Here is a 21,079-nt window from a genome sequence, read left to right as displayed (position 1 = left end):
CCCCCCCCCCCCCCCCCCCCCCCCACCCCCCCCCCCCCCCCCCCCCCCCCCCCCCCCCCCAACCCCCCCCCCCCCCCCCCCCCCCCCCCCCCCCCCCCCCCCCCCCCCCCCCCCCCCCCCAATGCTCTATCTGGCGCCTTTACTTGTGATTTGCCGATTTTCAGCCATCCTTGCCGCGTCGGCCTTCGCCGACGTGGCGAAAGGGTCGTGGCAGACGGGTCGGTGATGCAAATCACACTTTAGAGGGATCAAGCACTACCCCCTGCTGGCTATAGTCCCTTCCAGAGTTTTTCACGGATGTTCCGCTTCGGGCCATGGAGGCTCGGCTGCCGAGCGGCATTGGAATCGTTGTATTCCGGCCGTTACACGCATCACAGAAAGAACTCACTGCCATAACAATAATGCACATGGAGTAGCGTCGATGACCTCAGTAAACCAGTTCTGGCGCCGGGCAAGACTGCCCCTGGCCGTCAGTCTCGCTTCTACGCTCGCCGGGCCCGCATTCGGCGTCAGTTTCAATATCGGTGAAATCGAAGGGAGTTTTGACTCGTCGCTTTCCGTGGGGGCGAGCTGGTCCACAGCCAAGCCCAACAGCGATCTGATCGGCGTCAACAACGGTGGCAAGGGCCTGTCCCAGACCTCCGATGACGGTCACTTGAACTTCAAGCGTGGGGAGACCTTCTCGAAGATTTTCAAGGGCATTCATGACCTGGAACTGAAGTATGGCGATACCGGTGTGTTTGTGCGGGGCAAGTACTGGTATGACTTTGAGCTCAAAGACGAAAGCCGTCCCTTCAAGGACATCAGTGACAACAACCGTAAAGAAGGCGCCAAGTCCTCTGGCGGGCAGATTCTCGATGCGTTCATCTACCACAACTACAGCGTTGCCGATCAGCCAGGCAATGTGCGCTTCGGCAAGCAGGTGGTGAGCTGGGGTGAAAGTACCTTCATCGGCGGCGGTATCAACTCCATCAACCCGATCGACGTGTCTGCGTTCCGTCGTCCCGGCGCCGAGATCAAGGAAGGCTTGATCCCGGTCAACATGTTCTATGTGTCGCAGACCTTGACCGATAACCTCTCGGCCGAAGCGTTCTATCAGCTTGAGTGGGACCAGACGGTTACCGATAACTGCGGCACGTTCTTCTCCCAGCCCGATGTGATTTCTGACGGTTGCACTGATAATCTGCGCGTGCTGAACAGCCGTCGCACCTTGACTCCAGCCCAACAGGCGGGTCTGAGAGCGTTTGGTGTGGACGTTAACAATGAGGGCGTCCTGGTTCGTCGTGGTCCGGACCGTGACGCTCGCGACAGCGGCCAGTTCGGCGCTGCATTTCATTACAACTATGAGCCGCTGGACACAGAGTTCGGTGCTTATTTCATGAACTACCACAGCCGGGCGCCGATCTTTAGTGCACAAGGCGCGCGACCCTCTGTTTATGCAACGAATAACCCGCTGATTGTTGCGGGCAACTCCAACTACTTCGTCGAGTATCCGGAAGATATCCGCCTCTACGGCTTGAGCTTCTCCACCACGCTGCCTACTGGCACTGCCTGGAGTGGCGAGTTGAGCTATCGGCCGAATGCGCCTGTGCAACTGAGCACGACCGACATTCTTTTCGCGGGTGTCACGCCGATTCCTGGTTACGGCAACGCGTCGGTGCTCAAAGGCAAACCCGGCCAGGACCTGCATGGCTACAACCGCAAGGAAGTCACCCAGTTCCAAACCACCTTCACGCACTTCTTCGATCAAGTCATGGGCGCCAGCCGCTTGACCACTGTCGGTGAAATCGGCGTTACCCACGTCGGTGGGCTGGAAAGTAAATCCGAGGCACGTTATGGCCGTGACCCAGTCTTTGGTCCGGGTTCGCTACCAGGGGGGTTCTGCAACGCGCTCAACAACTCCACAGCACAAGGCGGTGGTTTGCCTAATGCCGCCAGCCTGAATACCAACTGCAACAACGACGGTTACACCACCGCCACCTCCTGGGGCTACCGCGCTCGCGCCATCTGGGAATACCCGGACGTGTTCGCAGGCGTCAACCTCAAGCCAAACGTGGCGTGGTCCCACGACGTCAAAGGTTACTCGCCAGGCCCTGGCGGTAACTTCGAAGAAGGTCGCAAGGCGGTCAGTCTGGGCCTGGATGCCGAGTACCAGAACACCTACACCGCCAGTCTGGCCTACACCAACTTCTTTGGTGGCAAGTTCAGTACGGTGGATGACCGCGACTTCGTCGCTTTGAGCTTCGGCGCCAACTTCTAAGCACACTCTTTTTAGATGCATGTATTTTCAGGAAGACCAGAACATGAAAATAACCAAAAGTCTGTTGCACGTGGGTGTGCTTGGGCTGTCGATCCTGGCGAGCAACGTCATGGCGGCAGTGTCGGCGGATGAAGCCGCCAAGCTGGGCACGACCCTGACGCCGATGGGCGCCGAAATGGCCGGCAACGCGGCGGGTACTATTCCAAAATGGTCGCCGCTGCCCACCAACGCTGGCGCTGTTGATCCCCGTGGATTCCTGGCCAACCCATACGCCAGTGAACAACCGCAATTCACCATCACCGCGGCGAACGTCGAGCAGTACAAGGACAAGCTGGCGCCGGGGCAGTACGCGATGTTCAAGCGCTACCCGGAAACCTTCAAGATGCCGGTCTACCCGACCCATCGCGGTGCCACGGTGCCAGCGGATGTGTTTGCGGCCATCAAGAAGAACGCCACCACCACCAACCTGGTGTCTGGTGGCAACGGCCTGGAAAACTTCGAAACCGCCGTACCGTTCCCGATTCCAAAAAGCGGCGTGGAAGTGATCTGGAACCACATCACCCGTTATCGCGGCGGCAGCGTGACCCGCCTGGTAACCCAGGCCACACCGCAAACCAATGGCTCGTACAGCCTGGTGTACTTCCGCGACCAGTTCGTATTTCGCGACAAGATGAAAGACTTCGACCCGAAAAATCCGGGCAACGTGCTGTTCTACTTCAAGCAGCAAGTGACTGCGCCGGCACGTCTGGCCGGTGGTGTACTGCTGGTGCACGAAACCCTGGATCAGGTGAAGGAACCGCGTTCGGCGTGGGTCTACAACGCCGGCCAGCGTCGTGTGCGCCGCGCGCCACAAGTGTCCTATGACGGACCAGGCACCGCAGCCGATGGCCTGCGTACCTCCGACAACCTCGATATGTACAACGGTGCACCGGATCGCTACGACTGGAAGCTGGAGGGCAAGAAAGAAATCTACATCGCCTCCAACAGCTACAAGATCGATGATCCGAAGCTCAAATACGCCGACATCATCAAGGCTGGCCACATCAACCAGGACCTGACCCGCTACGAGCTGCGCCGCGTCTGGCATGTGGTCGCCACCTTGAAGGAAGGCCAGCGCCACATCTATGCCAAGCGTGACTTCTTCATTGACGAAGACACCTGGCAAGCAGCGGTCATTGACCACTACGACGGTCGTGGCCAACTGTGGCGCGTGGCGGAAGCCCATGCCGAGAACTACTACGACAAGCAAGTGCCGTGGTACGCCCTGGAAACCCTCTACGACCTGCAGTCCGGCCGCTACCTGGCGCTGGGCATGAAGAACGAAGAGAAGCAGGCGTATGACTTTGGCTTCACCGCCACCACCAGCGACTTCACCCCGGCGGCGTTGCGCCAGGATGGTGTTCGCTAACCCCAAGCCCCCCAATCTGGGAGCCGCCCCCCTGTAGGAGCTGGCTTGCCAGCGATAGCATCCCCTCGGTGTAACAGGCACACCGAGGTGCCTGCATCGCCAGCAAGTCGGCTCCTACTTTTTTGTGGCGAGATTTTTTGTCGTAGTTCTTTTCAGGCAAATGTTGCAAAGATCTACAAACCCGCCGCTTTTACCGCTAGTCTGCGGACATCTGCAATGCCGACAACAGCCTTCTACAAGAGCCCGGCGATGACTGATCTGTCCCGAATCCAAGGGCCTGCCAGTGCGGTAATCCCGACCCTGGAAGGTCGCTTCTACAGGCCACCACTGCCTGACGGCTATGTGCTGCGCCCGCGCCTGTGCGAACGCCTGAGCGCCGGGCTGGAAGGGCGGTTGCTGCTGGTCAGCGCACCGGCTGGGTTTGGCAAGAGTTCGTTGGCGGTGGAGTTCTGCCAGAGCCTGCCGGTCCATTGGCAAAGCCTATGGCTGGGCCTCAGCCCACGGGATAACGACCCCGGGCGTTTCCTCGAACGCCTGCTCGACGGCTTGCAGCAATTTTTCCCGCAACTTGGCGCCCAATCCCTGGGCCTGCTGAAAATGCGCCAGCGTCACCAGCCCTTTGCCTTTGAAGAATGGCTCGATGGCCTGCTCGACGAGCTGGCTGTGCACCTGTCCGCCCGTGCGCCGCTGTTGCTGGTGCTGGACGATTACCATCTGGCCCAGGGGCCGGTGCTCGACCGTTGCCTGCAGTTTTTCCTCAACCATTTGCCTGATGGCCTGGTGGTACTGGTCACCAGCCGCCAGCGCCCGGACTGGCATCTGGCGCGACTGCGATTGTCGCGTCATCTGCTGGAACTGCACGAACAGGACTTGCGCCTGACGCACGACGAATCACTGGCAGTGCTGGATCGCCACAGCAACTCCTTGCGTGGCGAAGCGCTGGATAACCTGATCCGTCGCAGCGAAGGCTGGGTTGCCGGCCTGCGCTTCTGGCTGTTGGCCGCCTCCGAGGCCGGCAGCGACGGCGCCTTGCCGCAAAGCCTGCACGGCGGCGAAGGGCTGATCCGCGATTACCTGCTGGAAGAGGTCATCGACTGCCTGCCGACCGAAGTGCAGGCGTTTTTGTACGACACCGCTCCTCAGGACCGTTTCTGCAGCGAACTCTGCGACGCGGTGCGTGAAGCCCACGACAGTGCCGAAATCCTGCGTTACCTGCAGGCGCACCAAGTGTTCCTGGTGCCGCTGGATGAGCACGGGCATTGGTACCGTTATCACCATCTTTTTTCGGACTTGCTGCGCACGCGTCGTGCCAGCAGCAACGTGCTGCCGGCGGCCAGCCTGCACCTGCGCGCGTGTCGCTGGTTCAATGCCCAAGGCTTGATCGATGAAGCGGTGGAGCAGGCGTTGCGCGCCGGTCATCTGGATGTGGCTGCGAATCTGGTACAAAACCTTTCCGAAGAACAGCTGCTGGCCGAGCAGAACGTAGGCATGTTGCTGCGCTGGAAAATGGACTTGCCTGATAGCCTGCTGATCAGCACGCCGCGCTTGATCGTGCTCTACAGCTGGGCCTTGGGCCTGGCCTGCCAGTTGGATGCGGCAGAAGAGCTGTCCAGCTACCTCAGCCGCTTCCTGCCGGCACCGTCGGCCACCGCGCAGAAATCGATGTTGGCCCAGTGGCTGGCGCTGAGCGGGATTATCGCCCGTGGTCGGGGCGATCGCGAGCTGACCCAGCGCTATTGCAGCGAAGCGTTGGAAAGCTTGCCGCAACGGCGTTACGGCCAGCGGTTGATGTGCTTGTCGACCCTGTCCAACCTGGCCATTGTCGATGCCGACCTCTGGCGTGCGCGAGGCCTGAACCGCGAATCCCTGGAGCTGGCGCAGCGCGTCGGCAATCCCTTGTTCGAAGCCTTGGCCCATTACGACCGTGCGCGAGTATTGCAGGCGCGCGGTGAAATCCTGCGTTCCCTGGACGAAGTGCGCCAAGGCCTGCAACGCCTGCACGGCTTGGCGCCGCAGCGCTTGTACGCGGTGCGTGCGCGTTTATCGCTCTACGAGGGTTTTTTGTTGCTGGTGCGGCTCCAGCCCGAAGCTGGGCTCGCCCGTTTGCGCGCCGGTCTTGCTGAAGCCAGGGCTTGCCGCGACATCAGTGTGTTGATCGGCCATTGCGTGATCGCCAATTTCGAAGGGCGCCGTGGTGACTTTGCCAAAGCCTTCGCCGAACTCGCCGAGGCTGAGCGGCTGATGCATATCTGGGATGTGCCGCCGATCTACTACCTGGCAATGATCACCCTGATCAAGTGCGAGCTGTGGCTGGCCCAGGGCCGCACCGACTTGGCTGACGCCTGGTTGACGCGTCTGGGGCAAACCTACAATGGCGAACACGCCGCCGCCGCGCCGGAGTTCCACCCACACCTGCCGCAGCACATCGGGCTGCAACAGGCTGCGTTGGACGCGACTCGCCACCAACCGGCGGCGGCGTTGCAACGTCTCGAAGAGTTGGCAATACAGGCTCATAACAGTGGGCGTCAGATGATCGCGCTGATGGCCCTGACCCAGCGGGTGCAACTGTTGCTGGGGGAGGGGCAGGAGGCAAAGGCGCGTCCAGTGTTTGCCCAAGCCCTTGAGTCCGGGGCAGGTGGCGCGTTGCAACCCTTCGAACGATTGCTGGAAACCCACCCGGACTGGATGCGCGAGCAGCTTGGCAAAGATCCCCATGGGCTGCTGAGCCAGAGCCTGCTGGCGCTGTTACCGGCGGTTGCAGTGGTGGAGGCAGCTTCGACTCATGAGACATTGAGCGCCCGAGAGCTGGCGGTGCTGCAATTGATCGCTCAGGGCTGCTCCAATCAGGAGATCAGCAACCGGTTGTTTATCTCGCTGCACACGGTCAAGACTCACGCGAGCCACATCAACAGCAAGCTGGGTGTGGAGCGTCGTACCCAGGCGGTGGCGCGGGCGCAGGAACTGAGGTTGATCGGCTAGGGACGCCCCAGTCTGTTTTAATGGTGCAATTATTCTGGCGATATTTGCCCGGAATCGACATTTCATTTGCACGACAGGACCCCGAATGGAAACCGCCAAGCCGACCCTTATCCGTGAAACCTTCCCCGTCGGCCCCCTGCAGTGCAACTGCACCATCATCGGCGACCCCATCAGCAAAAAGGCCATCGTGGTCGACCCAGGCGGCAACCATGAGCTGATCCTGGCGCGGCTCGATGCCCTGGGATTGAAAGTGGTGAGCATCATCCACACCCATGCCCATCTGGATCACTTCCTGGCGTCCGGCCAGTTGAAGGAGAAGACCGGTGCCACCTTGCACCTGCACAAAGAAGATCAATTCCTTTGGGACAATCTGGAAATGCAATGCCAGATGTTTCGCGTGCCCTATATCCCCGTGCCTTCGCCGGACCGTTGGCTGGAACATGATGAAGAGTTGGCCTGCGGCTGTGGCGTGGCGTTGCACACACCTGGTCACACTCCGGGGTCGATGAGCTTCTGGTTTGCTGATGCCAAGCTGCTGATTGCCGGCGACACACTGTTCCGTCGCGGTATCGGGCGCACCGATTTGTGGGGCGGCGACCAGGCGACCATCGTGCGCTCGATCAAGCAGCGCCTGTACACCCTGGACGAGGGCGCGACGGTGGTGACCGGTCACGGGCCGGATACCCGGCTGGGCGATGAAATGCGCGAGAATCCTTTCGTGCGGGCGTGAAGGAATCATTGCCGGGCAGAACGCGTTCTATTTCAGGTAAACCTTGTAGCAAAAACTCAGGTCGTGTTCAGGATGCGTCTGCTACGGTTTCTGTAGCCACGGAATTTTTACCGTTTGTCGCGTTCCAAACTCGGCACAGGTCCATTGCCAATGTCCTTTGCACCATAGAATGCAAACGTAGGAGCTCCCTTCATGTTCACTTCGCGTCGTCTGCTTGTTGTCGCTACCGTTGTAGCCCTGTTGTCCGGCTGCGCATCACCTAATCCTTATGACGGCAGCAGCCAGGGACAGGCGAGTAATGAATCCGGCGGGATGAGCAAGACCGCCAAGTACGGCGGCCTGGGTGCCCTCGCCGGTGCATTGGCCGGTGCGGCCATCGATCACAACAACCGTGGCAAGGGCGCGCTGATCGGTGCCGTCGTTGCGGGTGCCGGTGCCGCAGGGTACGGCTACTACGCCGACCAACAGGAAAAGAAACTGCGTGAAAGCATGGCCAACACCGGTGTTGAGGTTCAACGCCAGGGCGACCAGATCAAGCTGATCATGCCGGGCAACATCACCTTCGCGACCAACTCGGACGCGATCTCCAGCAGCTTCTACCAGCCGCTGAACAACCTGGCCAACTCGCTCAAGCAGTTCAACCAGAACACTATCCAGATCGTTGGCTACACCGACAGCACCGGTAGCCGTCAGTTGAACATGGACCTGTCTCAGCGTCGCGCCCAGAGCGTGGCTAACTACCTGACCTCCCAGGGCGTCAACGGCGCCAACCTGAGCGCCCGCGGTGCCGGCCCGGATAACCCGATTGCCAGCAACGCCGACGTCAACGGCCGTGCCCAGAACCGTCGTGTTGAAGTCAACCTCGGCCCGATCCCAGGCCAACAGTACGGCCAGCCAGGAGCCCAGCAACAGGCGCCACAACAGAACAACCAGTTCCAGGGCAATCCGTACTCGCAGTACCAGTAAACATTCGTTAATAAAAAAGGGCGCCGTAAGGCGCCCTTTTTTGTGGCTGCGTCATTACATCAATCGATGTATTCGAACACCTTCACGATTTTCTGCACACCGGACACACCCTGCACCAGGTTGGCTGCACGAGTGGCTTCAGCCTGGGTGAGCAGGCCCATCAGGTAGACGATGCCGTTGTCGGTCACGACCTTGATGCGCGAACCAGGGATCGCGTTATCGGTGAGCATCTGTGCCTTGATCTTGGTAGTCAGCAGTGCGTCGTTGCTGATGGCCAGCAGGGTGATCGGGTCCATCACCTGCAATTCGTTGTGGACCTTTTTCACGCGTTGTACGGCAGCGGCGGCTTGTTCGGCCTGGGCCTTGAGGTCGGCGCGTGGCGTCTGGCCGGCGAGCAGCACAACGCCGTTGAAGCTGGTCACTACGATACGCGAAGCACCATTGCCCAGATCGGGCGCGGCCTTGGCGACGTTGACTTCAACCTTGGTCTCGATCAGCGAGTCATCGATCTTGCTGCCGAAGGTGCGGGTGCCCTTGTCATCCTGAATAGGGGTGTCGCGTGTTGCAGTGATGGCCGTGCTGCAGCCGCTGATAGCGAGGCACAGGGTGATGGCCAAAAGGCTGAGGCGGTTAACGGTCATTCTTCACTCCCAAACAGTTGGCTGTCGATCAGATCGCACAGGCAGTGGATCGCCAGCAGGTGGACTTCCTGGATACGTGCGGTGACATTGGCCGGGACACGGATCTCCACGTCTTCAGGCAACAGCAGCGAGGCCATGCCACCGCCATCGCGTCCGGTCAATGCTACGACAATCATTTCGCGATCATGTGCGGCCTGGATCGCCTGAATAATATTCGCCGAGTTGCCGCTGGTAGAAATCGCCAGCAGCACATCGCCGGGTTGGCCTAGGGCGCGGATCTGCTTGGAGAAGATTTCGTTGTAGCTGTAGTCGTTGGCGATCGAAGTAATCGTCGACGAATCGGTGGTCAAGGCGATGGCCGGCAGGCTCGGGCGCTCACGCTCGAAGCGGTTGAGCAGCTCAGACGAGAAATGTTGGGCGTCGCCGGCCGAACCGCCGTTGCCGCACGAAAGCATTTTGCCCTCGTTGAGCAAGGCATTGACCATGACCTGACTGGCTTGCTCGATGTGCGGTGCAAGTACGTCCATCGCCTGTTGCTTGGTGTCGATGCTGGCCTGGAAAAGCTGGCGAATTCGGGATTGCATGTCCATCTGTGTGACCTTAAGTAGCGCGGCTGTTTGGCACAGGAATGTGCAGCCCGCAAAGCAAAGAGCAAAAGTGTGTGGTGAAGATGTCCGGCGAATCAGCTGTCGAAGGCATCTTTGAGCCAGTTCAGATCAGCATGACCAGACGGTGTGCTTTCTATGGCGACCACATCGAAACGGCAGGGGGCGTCGGCCCAGCGATGCTCTTTTTGCAGGAAAAACTGCGCGGCGAGTATCAGCTTTTGACGCTTGCGCCCATCAATACTGGCGAGCGCGCCACCCCATTGTGCGTGTTTTCTGTAGCGGACTTCGACGAATACTACTGTATCGCCGTCAAGCATGACCAGATCAAGCTCGCCGCGTTTACACAACCAGTTCTGCGCCAGCAGGCGCAGACCCTGTTGTTGCAAGTGTTTCAGAGCTTGTAGTTCGGCATCCTTGCCGCTTTGTGCGCTGGACCGCTCAGGCATCAGCGCGGGGTGTCCGGCAGGCGCTGGATCTCGCCGCCGACAAACTTGGCCCACGGCATCTGGCGATCAACGCGCTGGTTGGTGCTGATGCCCAGGTTGCCCGAAAGACCGTCAACACGGGTGTCCGGCAGGGCCTTGAGTTGTCCCAGGCGCGGCGCCAGGCGGTAGGCATCGACGCCCATCGCGTACAGGCGGCCGAGGCTGCCATTGGCTTGCGGCCATTGCGCGGCAACCTGGTTGCGCAGTGGGTCGGTGGTGTTGAGCAGCCAAGGGGTTTCGCAGAACATCACGTTGGTCATGTCCAGGTACTGATTCTTGTCGCCGCTGGCGCTGAATACGTGAGACGTGGCGTACACCGGCACATCACCGGCATATTGGAAGTTCAGGGTTGGCTTGATCTGTTGGGCCAGTTGCGGGGTCACCGCCAGGAAGATGAACTCGATGTCCTGGCGACGCGAAGGCTGCGCGGCCACGTCGGTGCCAACGGTGCTTTGCAGGCTTTTGGCGCGGCCTTCGCTTTTGCGCAATTGGAACAAGTCGGCAATCTGCTGGGCCAGGGCGACTGGTTGATCGACGTACTCAACCCCCATGACCTGGCCGCCATTGGCTTCCCAGTCCTGGCGGAAGGCCTTGTAGACACGCTCGCCCCATTCGCCACGCGGCACCATTGCGGCCGCACGGTGCAGGCCGTCGGCACGGGCGCGACGCGAGACTTCGCGGGCTTCGTCTTCTGCGGCCAGGCCGAATTGGAACAGTTGCGCGGGGCCTTGATCGGTCTCGCTGTAGTTCAGCGCCAGCGTGGTGATCGGCAGTTGCGGGCGAGCGCTCAGCTGTTTGACCAGCGGTTTCTCCAGTGGGCCGACCACCAGTTGCACGCCGTCAGCCTGGGCCTTGGCGTAGAAGTCGTCGAGGGAGTTGAGGCGCGAGCTGTCATAGAACTCAATCACCGGCGGCTTCTGCCCGGCTTGTTCGGCCTGGTAGTGCGCAGCCATGAAACCTTCACGCAGTGCCTTGCCGACGGAGGCCAACTGGCCATCCTGTGGCAGCAGCAGGGCGATCTTGGTCAGGGGCTGGCTCGCCAGCTCCTTGAGTTTGGTCAGTGGTGTCGGCAATTGCACAGCGGCTGGGTGGCCTGGGTTCTGTGCACGCCAGGTGTCGATGGCCGCTTGTTGTTGCTCCAGCGTGCCCGCGCCTTTTACCGCCTGGGCCAGGGTGATCCAGCCGTCGAGCGTCGGGTTGCCGCTGGCTTGCAGCTGTTCGGCCGGCAGGGCGGCAATCAGAACCCAGATGGCTTCATGGTTGCTTTTGGCGGCATCGCCTGTGAGCAGTGGGGCCATGGCCACGCGTTCGCGGGCGGCGGCCAAGGTCTGGCCATCGGCTTCATACGCACGGGCATGCACGCTGCCGGTGCGGATCTGCTGTTCAGGCGGCAGCTCCTTCAGGCTTTGCAGGCTCGGGTGGTTCAAGGCGGTCAACGCGGCCTTGGGCTGGTTGCGCGCCATGGCCAGTTCGGCGGCCAGGGTGCTGGCAAACACCTGCGCGGCTGGCTTGAGGGCATCCAGGGGCACCTGCGCAAGAATCTGCGACGAGCGGCCAGGGTTGTTCTGTTTGTAGGCCATGTCTGCCGCACTCAGGCGCAGCAGCGCGGCCTTTTCTGGTGTCTTGGCGGTGGTGGCCTGTTCGAGCAGTTGCTCGATACTGGCGTCCGGGGTCCGTGGAAGGTCGCCAAGGCTGGACGAGGGCGAGCTGGCACACGCGGCCAGCAAGGCAGCGAGGCAGAGGGCGGAGAGCAGCCGCAGGCAAGCGATCATGTAAGTGTTCCTGATACCGATCAAATTAGCGTGGAATTGTACCCAAGCACTGGCCCAGGCGCGATGTTACTGGCGTGAAACCGTCGATTTAGGTCGTGCAAATGTTGCAACGGGCGTTAAACGGCTGAAAAGGCATCGGCCGTGATGGCATATTTTCCAGGCGCCTACGCGCTACAATGTCGCTTTTGCCAACCATCGAGGTGTGCGTTTTGACTGCTCCAGGTCCTTTGAATTCCACTGCAGGCTCGCTTTTTGTCGTGGCGACGCCCATTGGCAACCTGGACGACATCAGTGCCCGGGCATTGAAAGTGTTGCGCGAGGTTAAATTGATCGCGGCTGAAGACACCCGTCACTCCCAGCGGTTGATGCAGCATTTTGGTATCAGCACGCCATTAGCGGCTTGCCATGAGCACAACGAGCGCGAGGAAGGCAGTCGCTTTATTGTGCGCCTGCTGGCCGGCGACGATGTGGCGTTGATCTCTGACGCGGGCACGCCGCTGATCTCCGACCCCGGCTACCACTTGGTGCGCCAGGCGCGGGCTGCTGGTATCAATGTAGTGCCTGTTCCGGGTGCGTGCGCGCTGATCGCAGCATTGTCGGCGGCAGGCCTACCGTCCGACCGTTTCATCTTTGAGGGTTTTCTGCCGGCTAAAGCAGTAGGGCGTCGTGCGCGCCTTCAAGCGCTGAAGGAAGAGCCGCGCACCCTGATCTTCTATGAGGCCCCGCATCGCATCCTTGAATGCCTGCAGGACATGGAGCTGGTGTTTGGCGGCGAACGCCTTGCGTTGCTGGCCCGCGAGCTGACCAAGACCTTTGAAACCCTCAAGGGCCTGCCGTTGGAAGAGCTGCGTGCGTTCGTCGAGGGCGACAGCAACCAACAACGCGGAGAGTGCGTGGTGCTGGTGGCGGGCTGGACCGCGCCTGAGGATGAAGATGCCGTGGGCAGCGAGGCCATGCGCATTCTGGATCTGCTGCTCAAGGAAATGCCACTCAAGCGTGCAGCGGCTCTGGCGGCGGAAATTACTGGCGTGCGCAAGAACCTCTTGTATCAAGCGGCGCTGGATAAGCAGAAAGCCGATTAGTTCCAGCGTTAAACCCGTATTCCGTCTGAACGTGATGGCAATTCTGAACTTTTATTACTTGTCCTAAGTCCGCCGTGCCGTTAACCTGCGCGGCGGAGAGTCGATTGGACAGTCGCTGCCCTCTATGAAAATTAGGGGGGGGAGGAAAGTCCGGGCTCCATAGGGCGAAGTGCCAGGTAATGCCTGGGAGGCGTGAGCCTACGGAAAGTGCCACAGAAAATAACCGCCTAAGCGCTTCGGTGCCGGTAAGGGTGAAAAGGTGCGGTAAGAGCGCACCGCACGACTGGCAACAGTTCGTGGCTAGGTAAACCCCACTTGGAGCAAGACCAAATAGGGTCCCAAGGCGTGGCCCGCGCTGGGACCGGGTAGGTTGCTAAAGATGTCCAGTGATGGCCATCGTAGACGAATGACTGTTCAAGACAGAACCCGGCTTACAGATCGACTCTCCACCTTTTTCCTTCTGTCCGAATCTCGGGCAGAAAACCGGTAGTAACGCAAGAATCCCTCCCTGCCGAATCATTGGCAGATGCGTCTTCGTAATACCAAAAAAATCTTACTCTTAATAAATTACTTTAACTTCGAGCTATAGCTCTTTGAGCTATCTGCGCTTGTTGGGCCAAAAACATCGCCGAACTCTGGTTTCTCCTCCCTTTACGCTCCTAAATCTCCGTTCTGTAAGGCTTTTCCTTGAATCCGCGCCTTGACGGTGTGGTGGGCGCATTCCTATAGTGTGCGCAAGTGGCGGAAAGTGGCACAAAGTGGGTTTTTTGAACGTAAAACGCTAAAATTTGGAGAAACGCATCTGTGTTTCGCGGAGCTAACGCTATCAGTCTCGATGCAAAAGGCCGTCTCGCCATGCCGAGCCGGTATCGTGACGAGCTCATTTCGCGAAGTTCCGGACAGTTGATCATCACGATCGATGCCGTTGACCCTTGTTTATGTGTTTACCCCCTCGATGAGTGGGAGTTGATTGAAACCAAATTGCGCGCCTTGCCTTCATTGCGTGAAGAGAACCGCCGCCTGCAGCGTTTGCTGATCGGTAATGCCGTCGACCTCGAGTTGGATGGCAGCGGTCGTTTCCTAGTGCCTCCGCGTCTGCGCGAGTACGCCAAGCTGGACAAGCGCGCAATGCTGGTCGGCCAACTGAACAAGTTCCAATTGTGGGACGAAGATGCCTGGGATGCTGTTTCTGCAGCTGACCTGGCTGCTATTCAACAACCGGGCGCTATGCCTGATGAACTGCGTGATTTGATCCTGTGACTATTGATAGCGGCTTTAACCACATCACCGTACTGCTTGACGAAGCCGTTGAGGCTCTCGCCGTACGCGCGGATGGCTGCTATCTGGATGGCACGTTTGGCAGAGGCGGGCACAGCCGGTTGATACTCAGCCAGCTCGGGTCCGACGGTAAGCTCCTTGGGTTCGACAAAGACCCTCAAGCGATTGCCACCGGGCAAGCGCTAGCGGCCGAAGACGGCCGCTTTGTCGTTGTGCAGCGCAGCTTTGCCGAGCTGGGCGCCGAAGTCGCCGAGCGCGGCATGGCGGGCAAGGTGGCCGGGGTTTTGCTCGACTTGGGCGTGTCTTCGCCACAGCTCGACGACCCGGAACGTGGATTCAGTTTCATGAATGACGGCCCGCTCGATATGCGCATGGACCCGACTCGGGGTATCAGCGCAGCGGAGTTTATTGCGACCGCACCTCATGAAGAAATCACCCGCGTGTTCAAGGAATACGGTGAAGAACGCTTCGCCGGTCGCATGGCCCGTGCCGTGGTCGAACGTCGTGAAATCCAGCCGTTCGAGCGCACCGCTGATCTGGCCGAAGTGCTGAAAGTCGCCAACCCGGCATGGGAAAAAGGCAAGAACCCAGCGACCCGTGCGTTCCAGGGCCTGCGCATTCACGTCAACAACGAATTGGGTGACTTGGAGGCCGGCCTTGAGGCTGCCCTCGAAGCGCTGGAAGTGGGCGGTCGCCTGGTGGTGATCAGCTTCCACTCCCTGGAAGACCGTATCGTCAAACTGTTCATGCGTCGCCTGGTCAAGGGTGAGTCCGACAACCTGCCGCGCAACCTGCCGGTACGTTTCGAAGCCTTTGTGCCGAAAATCAAAATCCATGGCAAAGCGCAGTTCGCTTCCGAAGCCGAACTCAAAGCCAACCCACGTTCCCGCAGCGCCGTCATGCGCGTTGCCGAGAAGTTGCGGTGAGCAAGCTTTTCGCCAAGCCCCTCCCGGGCGGCAGCTTCTTTATGATGCTGCTGTTTGTCGGTGTGTTGGTTTCCGCGATTGCGGTGTCCTACAGCGCCCACTACAACCGTCAACTGCTCAATACCCTGTATGGGGAATTGAGTGTGCGTGACAAAGCGCAGGCGGAGTGGGGGCGGTTGATCCTCGAGCAAAGCACCTGGACGGCCCATAGCCGCATCGAAGTGCTGGCCACCGAGCAGCTGAAAATGCACATTCCTGGCGCGGCTGAAGTCCGCATGGTGGCGCCATGATGAAACTCGAGGGTGCACTCTACCCCTGGCGTTTCCGCCTGATGCTCGGCTTGCTGGCATTGATGGTCGGTGCGATTGCCTGGCGGATCATCGATCTGCAAGTAGTCGACCGTGACTTCCTGATCGGCGAGGGCAACGCCCGTAGCTTGCGTCATATTCCGATTCCTGCACACCGCGGCCTGATCACCGACCGCAACGGCGAGCCCTTGGCCGTTAGTACCCCGGTGACCACTCTGTGGGCGAACGCAAAGGAACTGCAGGTCGCCAAGGATCGTTGGCCGGCCCTTGCCTCTGCGCTGGGACAAGACCCGAAAGCCTTGGCTGAGCGCCTGGAAGCCCAGGCCAATAAAGAGTTTATCTACCTGGTTCGCGGGCTGACCCCTGAACAAGGCCAGCAAGTGCTCGACCTTAAAGTCCCCGGTGTCTACGGCATCGAGGAATTCCGTCGTTTCTACCCGGCCGGTGAAACCACTGCGCATATGGTCGGCTTCACCGACATCGATGACCATGGCCGCGAAGGCGTGGAACTCGCCTACGATGAATGGCTCGCCGGGGTTCCCGGCAAACGACAAGTCATCAAGGATCGGCGCGGCAGACTGATCAAGGATGTCCAAGTCACCAAAAACGCCAAGGCCGGTAAGCCCTTGGCGTTGTCGATTGACCTGCGCCTGCAATACCTGGCCAACCGCGAGCTGCGTAACGCGATCATCGAGAACGGCGCCAAGGCCGGCAGCCTGGTGATCATGGACGTGAAGACCGGCGAGATCCTCGCCATGGTCAACCAGCCGACCTACAACCCCAACAACCGTCGCAACCTGCAACCGGCGATGATGCGCAACCGCGCGATGATCGACGTGTTCGAACCGGGTTCGACCATGAAAGCCATCTCCATGAGTGCCGCCCTCGAAACCGGACGCTGGAAGCCTAGCGACAAGGTCGAGGTGTATCCAGGCACCTTGCAGTTGGGCAAATACACCATTCGTGACGTGTCGCGCACCGAAGGTCCGGTACTGGATTTGACAGGTATCCTGATCAACTCCAGTAACGTGGGCATGAGTAAGGTCGCCTTCGATATCGGTGGCGAAACCATCTACCACCTGGCGCAGAAGATCGGTCTGGGCCAGCCCACTGGCCTCGATTTCCCAGGCGAGCGTGTGGGCAACCTGCCGAACTATCGCGACTGGAAAAAGGCCGAGACCGCCACGCTTTCCTACGGCTACGGCCTGTCGGTGACGGCGATCCAGCTGGCCCACGCTTTCTCTGTATTGGCGAATAATGGCCGGATGGTTCCGCTGAGCCTTATCCATGTCGACGAAGCGCCGAAAGCCACCCAGGTGATCCCGGAAAACGTCGCCAAGACCATGCAAGGCATGCTGCAACAAGTGATCGAAGCACCGCGTGGCGTATTCCGTGCCCAGGTGCCGGCGTACCACGTGGCCGGCAAGTCGGGTACCGCGCGTAAAACCTCGGTGGGCACCAAGGGCTACGCCGAAAACTCCTACCGTTCGCTGTTCGCCGGCTTTGGCCCGATGAGCGATCCGCGCTACGCCATCGTCGTTGTGATCGATGAGCCGAGCAAAGCCGGTTACTTCGGTGGCCTGGTATCGGCGCCGGTGTTCAGCAAAGTGATGTCCGGCACCCTGCGCCTGATGAACATCACGCCGGATAACCTGCCGCCGACGCAACAAGCGAACGCCGGACCACCGGCTGCTGCCGTAAAAGCCAATGGAGGGCGCGGCTGATGTCTCTTAGCCTGAACAAGATTTTTGCCCACGCCGGTCGCGATCTGCTGATTCGCGAATTGAGTCTGGATAGCCGCAATGTGCGTGCCGGTGACCTGTTCCTGGCCGTGCCTGGCGGTAAATTCGATGGCCGTGCGCACATCGCCGACGCGTTGCAACGCGGCGCGGCTGCCGTGGCCTATGAAGTGGAAGGCGCCACTGTGCTGCCGATTACTGATGTTCCGTTGATTCCAGTCAAAGGTCTGGCCAAGCAGCTCTCGGACATCGCCGGGCGTTTTTATGGTGATCCGAGTCGACACGTCAATCTGGTCGGCGTCACCGGCACCAACGGCAAGACCAGCGTGACCCAACTGATCGCCCAGGCACTTGACCTGCTAGGTCAGCATTGCGGCATCGTCGGCACACTGGGCACCGGTTTCTACGGCGCGCTGCAAAGCGGCCTGCACACCACGCCGAACCCAATCGCCGTGCAAGCGACCCTGGCGGACCTGAAAAAGGCCGGCGCCAAGGCGGTTGCCATGGAAGTGTCGTCCCACGGTCTGCATCAAGGCCGCGTTGCTGCGCTGGCGTTTGATGTGGCGGTGATGACCAACCTGTCCCGTGATCACCTTGATTACCACGGCACCATGGAAGCCTACGCTGCCGAGAAGGCCAAGCTGTTTGCCTGGAACGACCTCAAGTGCCGGGTGGTAAACCTGGATGACGAGTTTGGCCGCCAACTGGCTGCCGAAGAACGTGAATCGCGCCTGATCAGCTACAGCCTGGAAGACGCCAGCGCGTACCTGTATTGCCGCGAAGCCCACTTCAACGACGAAGGTGTCCGCGCCACACTGGTGACGCCGCAGGGCGAGCATCATTTGCGCAGCAGCCTGCTCGGTCGCTTCAACCTGAGCAACACCCTGGCGGCAGTCGGTGCATTGCTCGGCCTGGATTACGCTCTCGACGAAATCCTGCGTGTACTGCCGAAGCTGGAAGGCCCGGTCGGTCGCATGCAGCGCCTGGGTGGCGGCAAGCAGCCGTTGGTAGTCGTCGATTACGCCCACACGCCGGATGCCCTGGAAAAAGTCCTGGTTGCCCTGCGCCCACATGCCAAGGGCAAGCTGTTGTGCCTGTTCGGTTGCGGCGGTGACCGTGATCGCGGCAAACGTCCGCTGATGGCCGAGATCGTCGAGCGCCTGGCCGATGGCGTGCTCGTCACCGACGACAACCCGCGCAGCGAAGACCCGAGCCAGATTTTCGACGACATCCGTATCGGCTTCAAAGACGTGTCCAAGGCCTCGTTTGTCGCCGGCCGCGGTGCCGCCATCGCCCAATTGATCGCCAGCGCCGGTGCTGACGACGTGGTGGTGTTGGCCGGTAAAGGTCACGAGGACTATCAGGAAATCAACGGCGAGCGCCACGCCTTCTCCGATCTGGTCGAGGCCGATCACGCCTTGACCGCCTGGGAGGTCGCCCATGCTTAAAGCGATGACATTCAGCGAACTGACCCAGGCCCTTTCGGCCCGAGTGTTGTCGAGCGATTGCAGTTTCGATGGCGTCAGTATCGACAGCCGCGCCATCAAGCCTGGGCAATTGTTTGTTGCCCTGGCTGGCCCGCGTTTCGATGGTCACGACTACCTGAATGACGTCGCTGCCAAAGGTGCCGTCGGTGCGTTGGTGCAGCGCGAAGTGCCTGATTCAACGTTGCCGCAGTTGCTGGTCGCCGACACACGTCTGGCGCTGGGCCAACTGGGTGCGCTGAACCGTGCGGCCTTTGATAAGCCCGTTGCAGCCATCACCGGCTCCAGCGGCAAGACCACGGTCAAGGAACTGCTCGCCGGCGTGTTGCGCACGCGCGGCCCGGTCCTCGCGACCCGTGGCAACCTGAACAATGATTTCGGCGCTCCGCTGACCCTGCTTGAACTGGCCCCGGAACACACGGCGGCCGTGATCGAACTGGGCGCGTCGCGCGTCGGCGAAATCGCCTACACCGTGGCGCTGACCAAGCCCCACGTGGCGATCATCAATAACGCCGGTACCGCCCACGTTGGCGAGTTCGGTGGCCCGGAAAAAATTGTCGAAGCCAAGGGCGAAATCCTTGAGGGCCTTGATGCATCGGGCACTGCTGTATTGAATCTCGACGACAAGGCCTTCGAAACCTGGCGTGTGCGTGCCGCCGGTCGCAAGGTCCTGACGTTTGCCGTGCTCAATGCCGCGGCTGATTTCCATGCCTCGAACATTACCGTTGATGCGCGTGGCTGCCCGTCCTTTACCTTGCATACCCCGCAAGGCAACCAACACGTGCAACTGAATTTGCTGGGCAACCACAACGTCGCCAATGCCTTGGCCGCCGCCGCAGCCGCTTACGCCCTGGGCGTGTCGCTGTTCGGTATCGCCACGGGTCTGGGCGCGGTGCAGCCGGTCAAAGGGCGCACCGTGGCGCAGTTGGCCAGCAACGGCATGCGCGTGATCGACGACACCTATAACGCCAACCAGTCCTCCATCTGCGCCGCCATCGACCTGCTCAAAAGCTTCGACGGCCGCAAGGTTTTGGTGCTGGGTGATATCGCCGAACTGGGCGAGTGGGCCGAACAGTCCCACCGCGACGTCGGCGCCTACGCCGCTGGCAAAGTCGACGCGCTGTACGCCGTCGGCCCGCACATGGCGCACGCCGTCAGCGTATTCGGCCCTGGTGCCCGTCATTTTGCGACCCAGGCCGAGCTGATCCAGGCGCTGACGGCGGCTGAACACGACAAACACACAACCATTTTGATCAAGGGATCGCGCAGCGCGGTGATGGAAAACGTCGTCGCGGCCTTGTGTGGCTCAAGTACGGAGAAACATTAATGCTGCTGCTGCTGGCTGAGTATCTGCAACAGTTCCACAAAGGCTTCGCGGTCTTTCAGTACCTGACCCTGCGCGGGATCCTGGGTGTGCTGACCGCGCTGTGTTTGTCGCTGTTTCTGGGGCCGTGGATGATCCGCACCCTGCAGAACCTGCAAATTGGTCAATCGGTTCGTAATGACGGCCCGCAGTCGCACCTGTCCAAATCCGGCACTCCGACCATGGGCGGCGCACTGATCCTGTCGTCCATCGGTATCAGCACCCTGTTGTGGGCCGACTTGCATAACCGCTACGTGTGGACGGTGTTATTGGTGACCTTGCTGTTCGGTGCTATCGGCTGGGTGGATGACTACCGCAAGGTGATCGAGAAGAACTCGAAAGGCCTGCCAAGTCGCTGGAAGTATTTCTGGCAGTCGGTGTTCGGCCTCGGCGCTGCGATATTCCTCTACACCACTGCGCCAAGCGCGGTCGAAACCACCTTGATCATCCCGATGCTCAAGGACGCCAGCATTCCCCTGGGCGTCGGCTTCGTGGTGCTGACCTACTTCGTGATCGTCGGCTCCAGCAACGCGGTCAATCTGACCGATGGCCTCGACGGTCTGGCGATCATGCCGACGGTGATGGTGGGCGGCGCGCTCGGCATCTTCTGCTACCTGTCGGGTAACGTGAAATTCGCTGAATACCTGCTGATCCCTTACGTACCGGGCGCGGGTGAATTGATCGTGTTCTGCGGCGCGCTGATCGGTGCCGGCCTGGGCTTCCTGTGGTTCAACACGTATCCCGCACAAGTCTTCATGGGTGACGTCGGCGCACTGGCGCTGGGCGCGGCCCTCGGCACCATTGCCGTGATCGTTCGCCAGGAAATCGTGCTGTTCATCATGGGCGGTGTGTTCGTGATGGAAACCCTGTCGGTCGTCATCCAGGTGGCTTCTTTCAAATTAACCGGGCGTCGTGTGTTCCGGATGGCGCCGATTCACCACCACTTTGAACTCAAGGGCTGGCCCGAGCCACGCGTGATCGTCCGCTTCTGGATCATCACCGTGATTCTGGTGCTGATTGGCCTTGCCACCCTGAAACTGAGGTAGAAAC

The 21,079-nt window shown here is 60.3% G+C and carries 17 protein-coding genes and 1 other RNA gene; 14 read left to right on the top strand and 4 right to left on the bottom strand.

Annotated features, from left to right (window positions below; genetic code table 11):
- The first annotated feature begins 421 nt into the window (after window positions 1-421).
- The 5 genes from WH299_RS22045 (at window position 422) to WH299_RS22025 (ending at window position 8,343) form a co-directional block, all read left to right on the top strand.
- A complete protein-coding gene (locus WH299_RS22045; RefSeq protein WP_323623465.1) occupies window positions 422-2,260 on the top strand; it encodes a DUF1302 domain-containing protein in 1,839 nt (612 codons plus the stop codon).
- A gap of 43 nt (window positions 2,261-2,303) precedes the next feature.
- Window positions 2,304-3,668, top strand: coding sequence for a DUF1329 domain-containing protein (locus tag WH299_RS22040; RefSeq protein ID WP_323623464.1), 1,365 nt, complete (start codon window positions 2,304-2,306; stop codon window positions 3,666-3,668).
- A gap of 249 nt (window positions 3,669-3,917) precedes the next feature.
- Window positions 3,918-6,647 (top strand): LuxR C-terminal-related transcriptional regulator, encoded by a 2,730-nt coding sequence (locus WH299_RS22035; RefSeq protein ID WP_339551284.1) that lies wholly within the window; start codon window positions 3,918-3,920, stop codon window positions 6,645-6,647.
- 85 nt (window positions 6,648-6,732) lie between these two features.
- The gene (locus WH299_RS22030; protein ID WP_028618886.1) at window positions 6,733-7,377 is read left to right on the top strand and encodes an MBL fold metallo-hydrolase; all 645 of its coding nucleotides are present in this window, start codon (window positions 6,733-6,735) and stop codon (window positions 7,375-7,377) included.
- A 192-nt stretch (window positions 7,378-7,569) separates the two neighbouring features.
- Complete coding sequence (locus tag WH299_RS22025; RefSeq protein ID WP_012722283.1) at window positions 7,570-8,343, top strand: OmpA family lipoprotein; 774 nt, start codon at window positions 7,570-7,572, stop codon at window positions 8,341-8,343.
- Window positions 8,344-8,402: 59 nt separating this feature from the next.
- On the opposite strand, the gene WH299_RS22020 is transcribed toward WH299_RS22025, so the two are convergent.
- The 4 genes from WH299_RS22020 to WH299_RS22005 form a co-directional block, all read right to left on the bottom strand.
- Window positions 8,403-8,984, bottom strand: a complete 582-nt coding sequence (locus WH299_RS22020; protein ID WP_012722284.1) for a BON domain-containing protein — start codon at window positions 8,982-8,984, stop codon at window positions 8,403-8,405.
- The gene (locus WH299_RS22015) at window positions 8,981-9,574 is read right to left on the bottom strand and encodes a phosphoheptose isomerase (protein ID WP_007904374.1); all 594 of its coding nucleotides are present in this window, start codon (window positions 9,572-9,574) and stop codon (window positions 8,981-8,983) included. Before WH299_RS22015 ends, WH299_RS22020 begins: the two co-directional genes overlap by 4 nt.
- Before the next feature lie 92 nt (window positions 9,575-9,666).
- Window positions 9,667-10,038 (bottom strand): YraN family protein, encoded by a 372-nt coding sequence (locus tag WH299_RS22010; protein WP_339551283.1) that lies wholly within the window; start codon window positions 10,036-10,038, stop codon window positions 9,667-9,669.
- Window positions 10,038-11,849, bottom strand: a complete 1,812-nt coding sequence (locus WH299_RS22005; protein ID WP_123478200.1) for a penicillin-binding protein activator — start codon at window positions 11,847-11,849, stop codon at window positions 10,038-10,040. The genes WH299_RS22010 and WH299_RS22005 overlap by 1 nt, the downstream gene beginning before the upstream one ends.
- Window positions 11,850-12,025: 176 nt before the next feature.
- Between WH299_RS22005 and rsmI the strand changes: the two genes are divergently transcribed.
- From rsmI to mraY, 9 genes are all read left to right on the top strand, one after another.
- A complete protein-coding gene (gene rsmI, locus WH299_RS22000; protein ID WP_161634132.1) occupies window positions 12,026-12,931 on the top strand; it encodes a 16S rRNA (cytidine(1402)-2'-O)-methyltransferase in 906 nt (301 codons plus the stop codon).
- A 96-nt stretch (window positions 12,932-13,027) separates the two neighbouring features.
- An RNA gene (gene rnpB, locus WH299_RS21995) (RNase P RNA component class A) lies at window positions 13,028-13,381 on the top strand.
- Window positions 13,382-13,735: 354 nt separating this feature from the next.
- On the top strand, window positions 13,736-14,191 hold the full coding sequence (gene mraZ, locus WH299_RS21990; protein ID WP_003171868.1) for a division/cell wall cluster transcriptional repressor MraZ: 456 nt from the start codon (window positions 13,736-13,738) through the stop codon (window positions 14,189-14,191).
- Complete coding sequence (rsmH, locus tag WH299_RS21985) at window positions 14,188-15,135, top strand: 16S rRNA (cytosine(1402)-N(4))-methyltransferase RsmH (protein WP_016974952.1); 948 nt, start codon at window positions 14,188-14,190, stop codon at window positions 15,133-15,135. The genes mraZ and rsmH overlap by 4 nt, the downstream gene beginning before the upstream one ends.
- Window positions 15,132-15,425 carry a cell division protein FtsL gene (ftsL, locus tag WH299_RS21980; protein WP_016974953.1) on the top strand — a complete coding sequence of 98 codons (294 nt, stop codon included), beginning with the start codon at window positions 15,132-15,134 and terminating at the stop codon, window positions 15,423-15,425. The genes rsmH and ftsL overlap by 4 nt, the downstream gene beginning before the upstream one ends.
- Window positions 15,425-17,167, top strand: coding sequence for a peptidoglycan D,D-transpeptidase FtsI family protein (locus tag WH299_RS21975; RefSeq protein WP_017738701.1), 1,743 nt, complete (start codon window positions 15,425-15,427; stop codon window positions 17,165-17,167). Before ftsL ends, WH299_RS21975 begins: the two co-directional genes overlap by 1 nt.
- A complete protein-coding gene (locus WH299_RS21970; protein WP_123478202.1) occupies window positions 17,167-18,630 on the top strand; it encodes a UDP-N-acetylmuramoyl-L-alanyl-D-glutamate--2,6-diaminopimelate ligase in 1,464 nt (487 codons plus the stop codon). Before WH299_RS21975 ends, WH299_RS21970 begins: the two co-directional genes overlap by 1 nt.
- Window positions 18,623-19,993 (top strand): UDP-N-acetylmuramoyl-tripeptide--D-alanyl-D-alanine ligase, encoded by a 1,371-nt coding sequence (locus tag WH299_RS21965; RefSeq protein ID WP_323623463.1) that lies wholly within the window; start codon window positions 18,623-18,625, stop codon window positions 19,991-19,993. The genes WH299_RS21970 and WH299_RS21965 overlap by 8 nt, the downstream gene beginning before the upstream one ends.
- Window positions 19,993-21,075 carry a phospho-N-acetylmuramoyl-pentapeptide-transferase gene (mraY, locus tag WH299_RS21960; RefSeq protein WP_028618893.1) on the top strand — a complete coding sequence of 361 codons (1,083 nt, stop codon included), beginning with the start codon at window positions 19,993-19,995 and terminating at the stop codon, window positions 21,073-21,075. The genes WH299_RS21965 and mraY overlap by 1 nt, the downstream gene beginning before the upstream one ends.
- The last annotated feature ends 4 nt before the right edge of the window (window positions 21,076-21,079 follow it).

Source organism: Pseudomonas sp. MYb541 (assembly GCF_037479595.1).
Taxonomy (GTDB): domain Bacteria; phylum Pseudomonadota; class Gammaproteobacteria; order Pseudomonadales; family Pseudomonadaceae; genus Aquipseudomonas; species Aquipseudomonas canadensis.
The sequence above is the reverse complement of the archived record's forward strand: the minus strand, read 5'-3'. Positions and strand labels throughout refer to the sequence as shown.

Coding starts and splice junctions, on each gene's coding strand:
- WH299_RS22025 (WP_012722283.1), top strand. CDS start 7,570: ATGTTCACTTCGCGTCGTCTGCTTGTTGTCGCTACCGTTGTAGCCCTG.
- WH299_RS21970 (WP_123478202.1), top strand. CDS start 17,167: ATGTCTCTTAGCCTGAACAAGATTTTTGCCCACGCCGGTCGCGATCTG.
- WH299_RS22045 (WP_323623465.1), top strand. CDS start 422: ATGACCTCAGTAAACCAGTTCTGGCGCCGGGCAAGACTGCCCCTGGCC.
- WH299_RS22030 (WP_028618886.1), top strand. CDS start 6,733: ATGGAAACCGCCAAGCCGACCCTTATCCGTGAAACCTTCCCCGTCGGC.
- WH299_RS21975 (WP_017738701.1), top strand. CDS start 15,425: ATGAAACTCGAGGGTGCACTCTACCCCTGGCGTTTCCGCCTGATGCTC.
- WH299_RS22040 (WP_323623464.1), top strand. CDS start 2,304: ATGAAAATAACCAAAAGTCTGTTGCACGTGGGTGTGCTTGGGCTGTCG.
- WH299_RS22005 (WP_123478200.1), bottom strand. CDS start 11,849: ATGATCGCTTGCCTGCGGCTGCTCTCCGCCCTCTGCCTCGCTGCCTTG.
- rsmI (WP_161634132.1), top strand. CDS start 12,026: ATGTCGCTTTTGCCAACCATCGAGGTGTGCGTTTTGACTGCTCCAGGT.
- WH299_RS22015 (WP_007904374.1), bottom strand. CDS start 9,574: ATGGACATGCAATCCCGAATTCGCCAGCTTTTCCAGGCCAGCATCGAC.
- mraY (WP_028618893.1), top strand. CDS start 19,993: ATGCTGCTGCTGCTGGCTGAGTATCTGCAACAGTTCCACAAAGGCTTC.
- WH299_RS22010 (WP_339551283.1), bottom strand. CDS start 10,038: ATGCCTGAGCGGTCCAGCGCACAAAGCGGCAAGGATGCCGAACTACAA.
- WH299_RS22020 (WP_012722284.1), bottom strand. CDS start 8,984: ATGACCGTTAACCGCCTCAGCCTTTTGGCCATCACCCTGTGCCTCGCT.
- WH299_RS22035 (WP_339551284.1), top strand. CDS start 3,918: ATGACTGATCTGTCCCGAATCCAAGGGCCTGCCAGTGCGGTAATCCCG.
- WH299_RS21965 (WP_323623463.1), top strand. CDS start 18,623: ATGCTTAAAGCGATGACATTCAGCGAACTGACCCAGGCCCTTTCGGCC.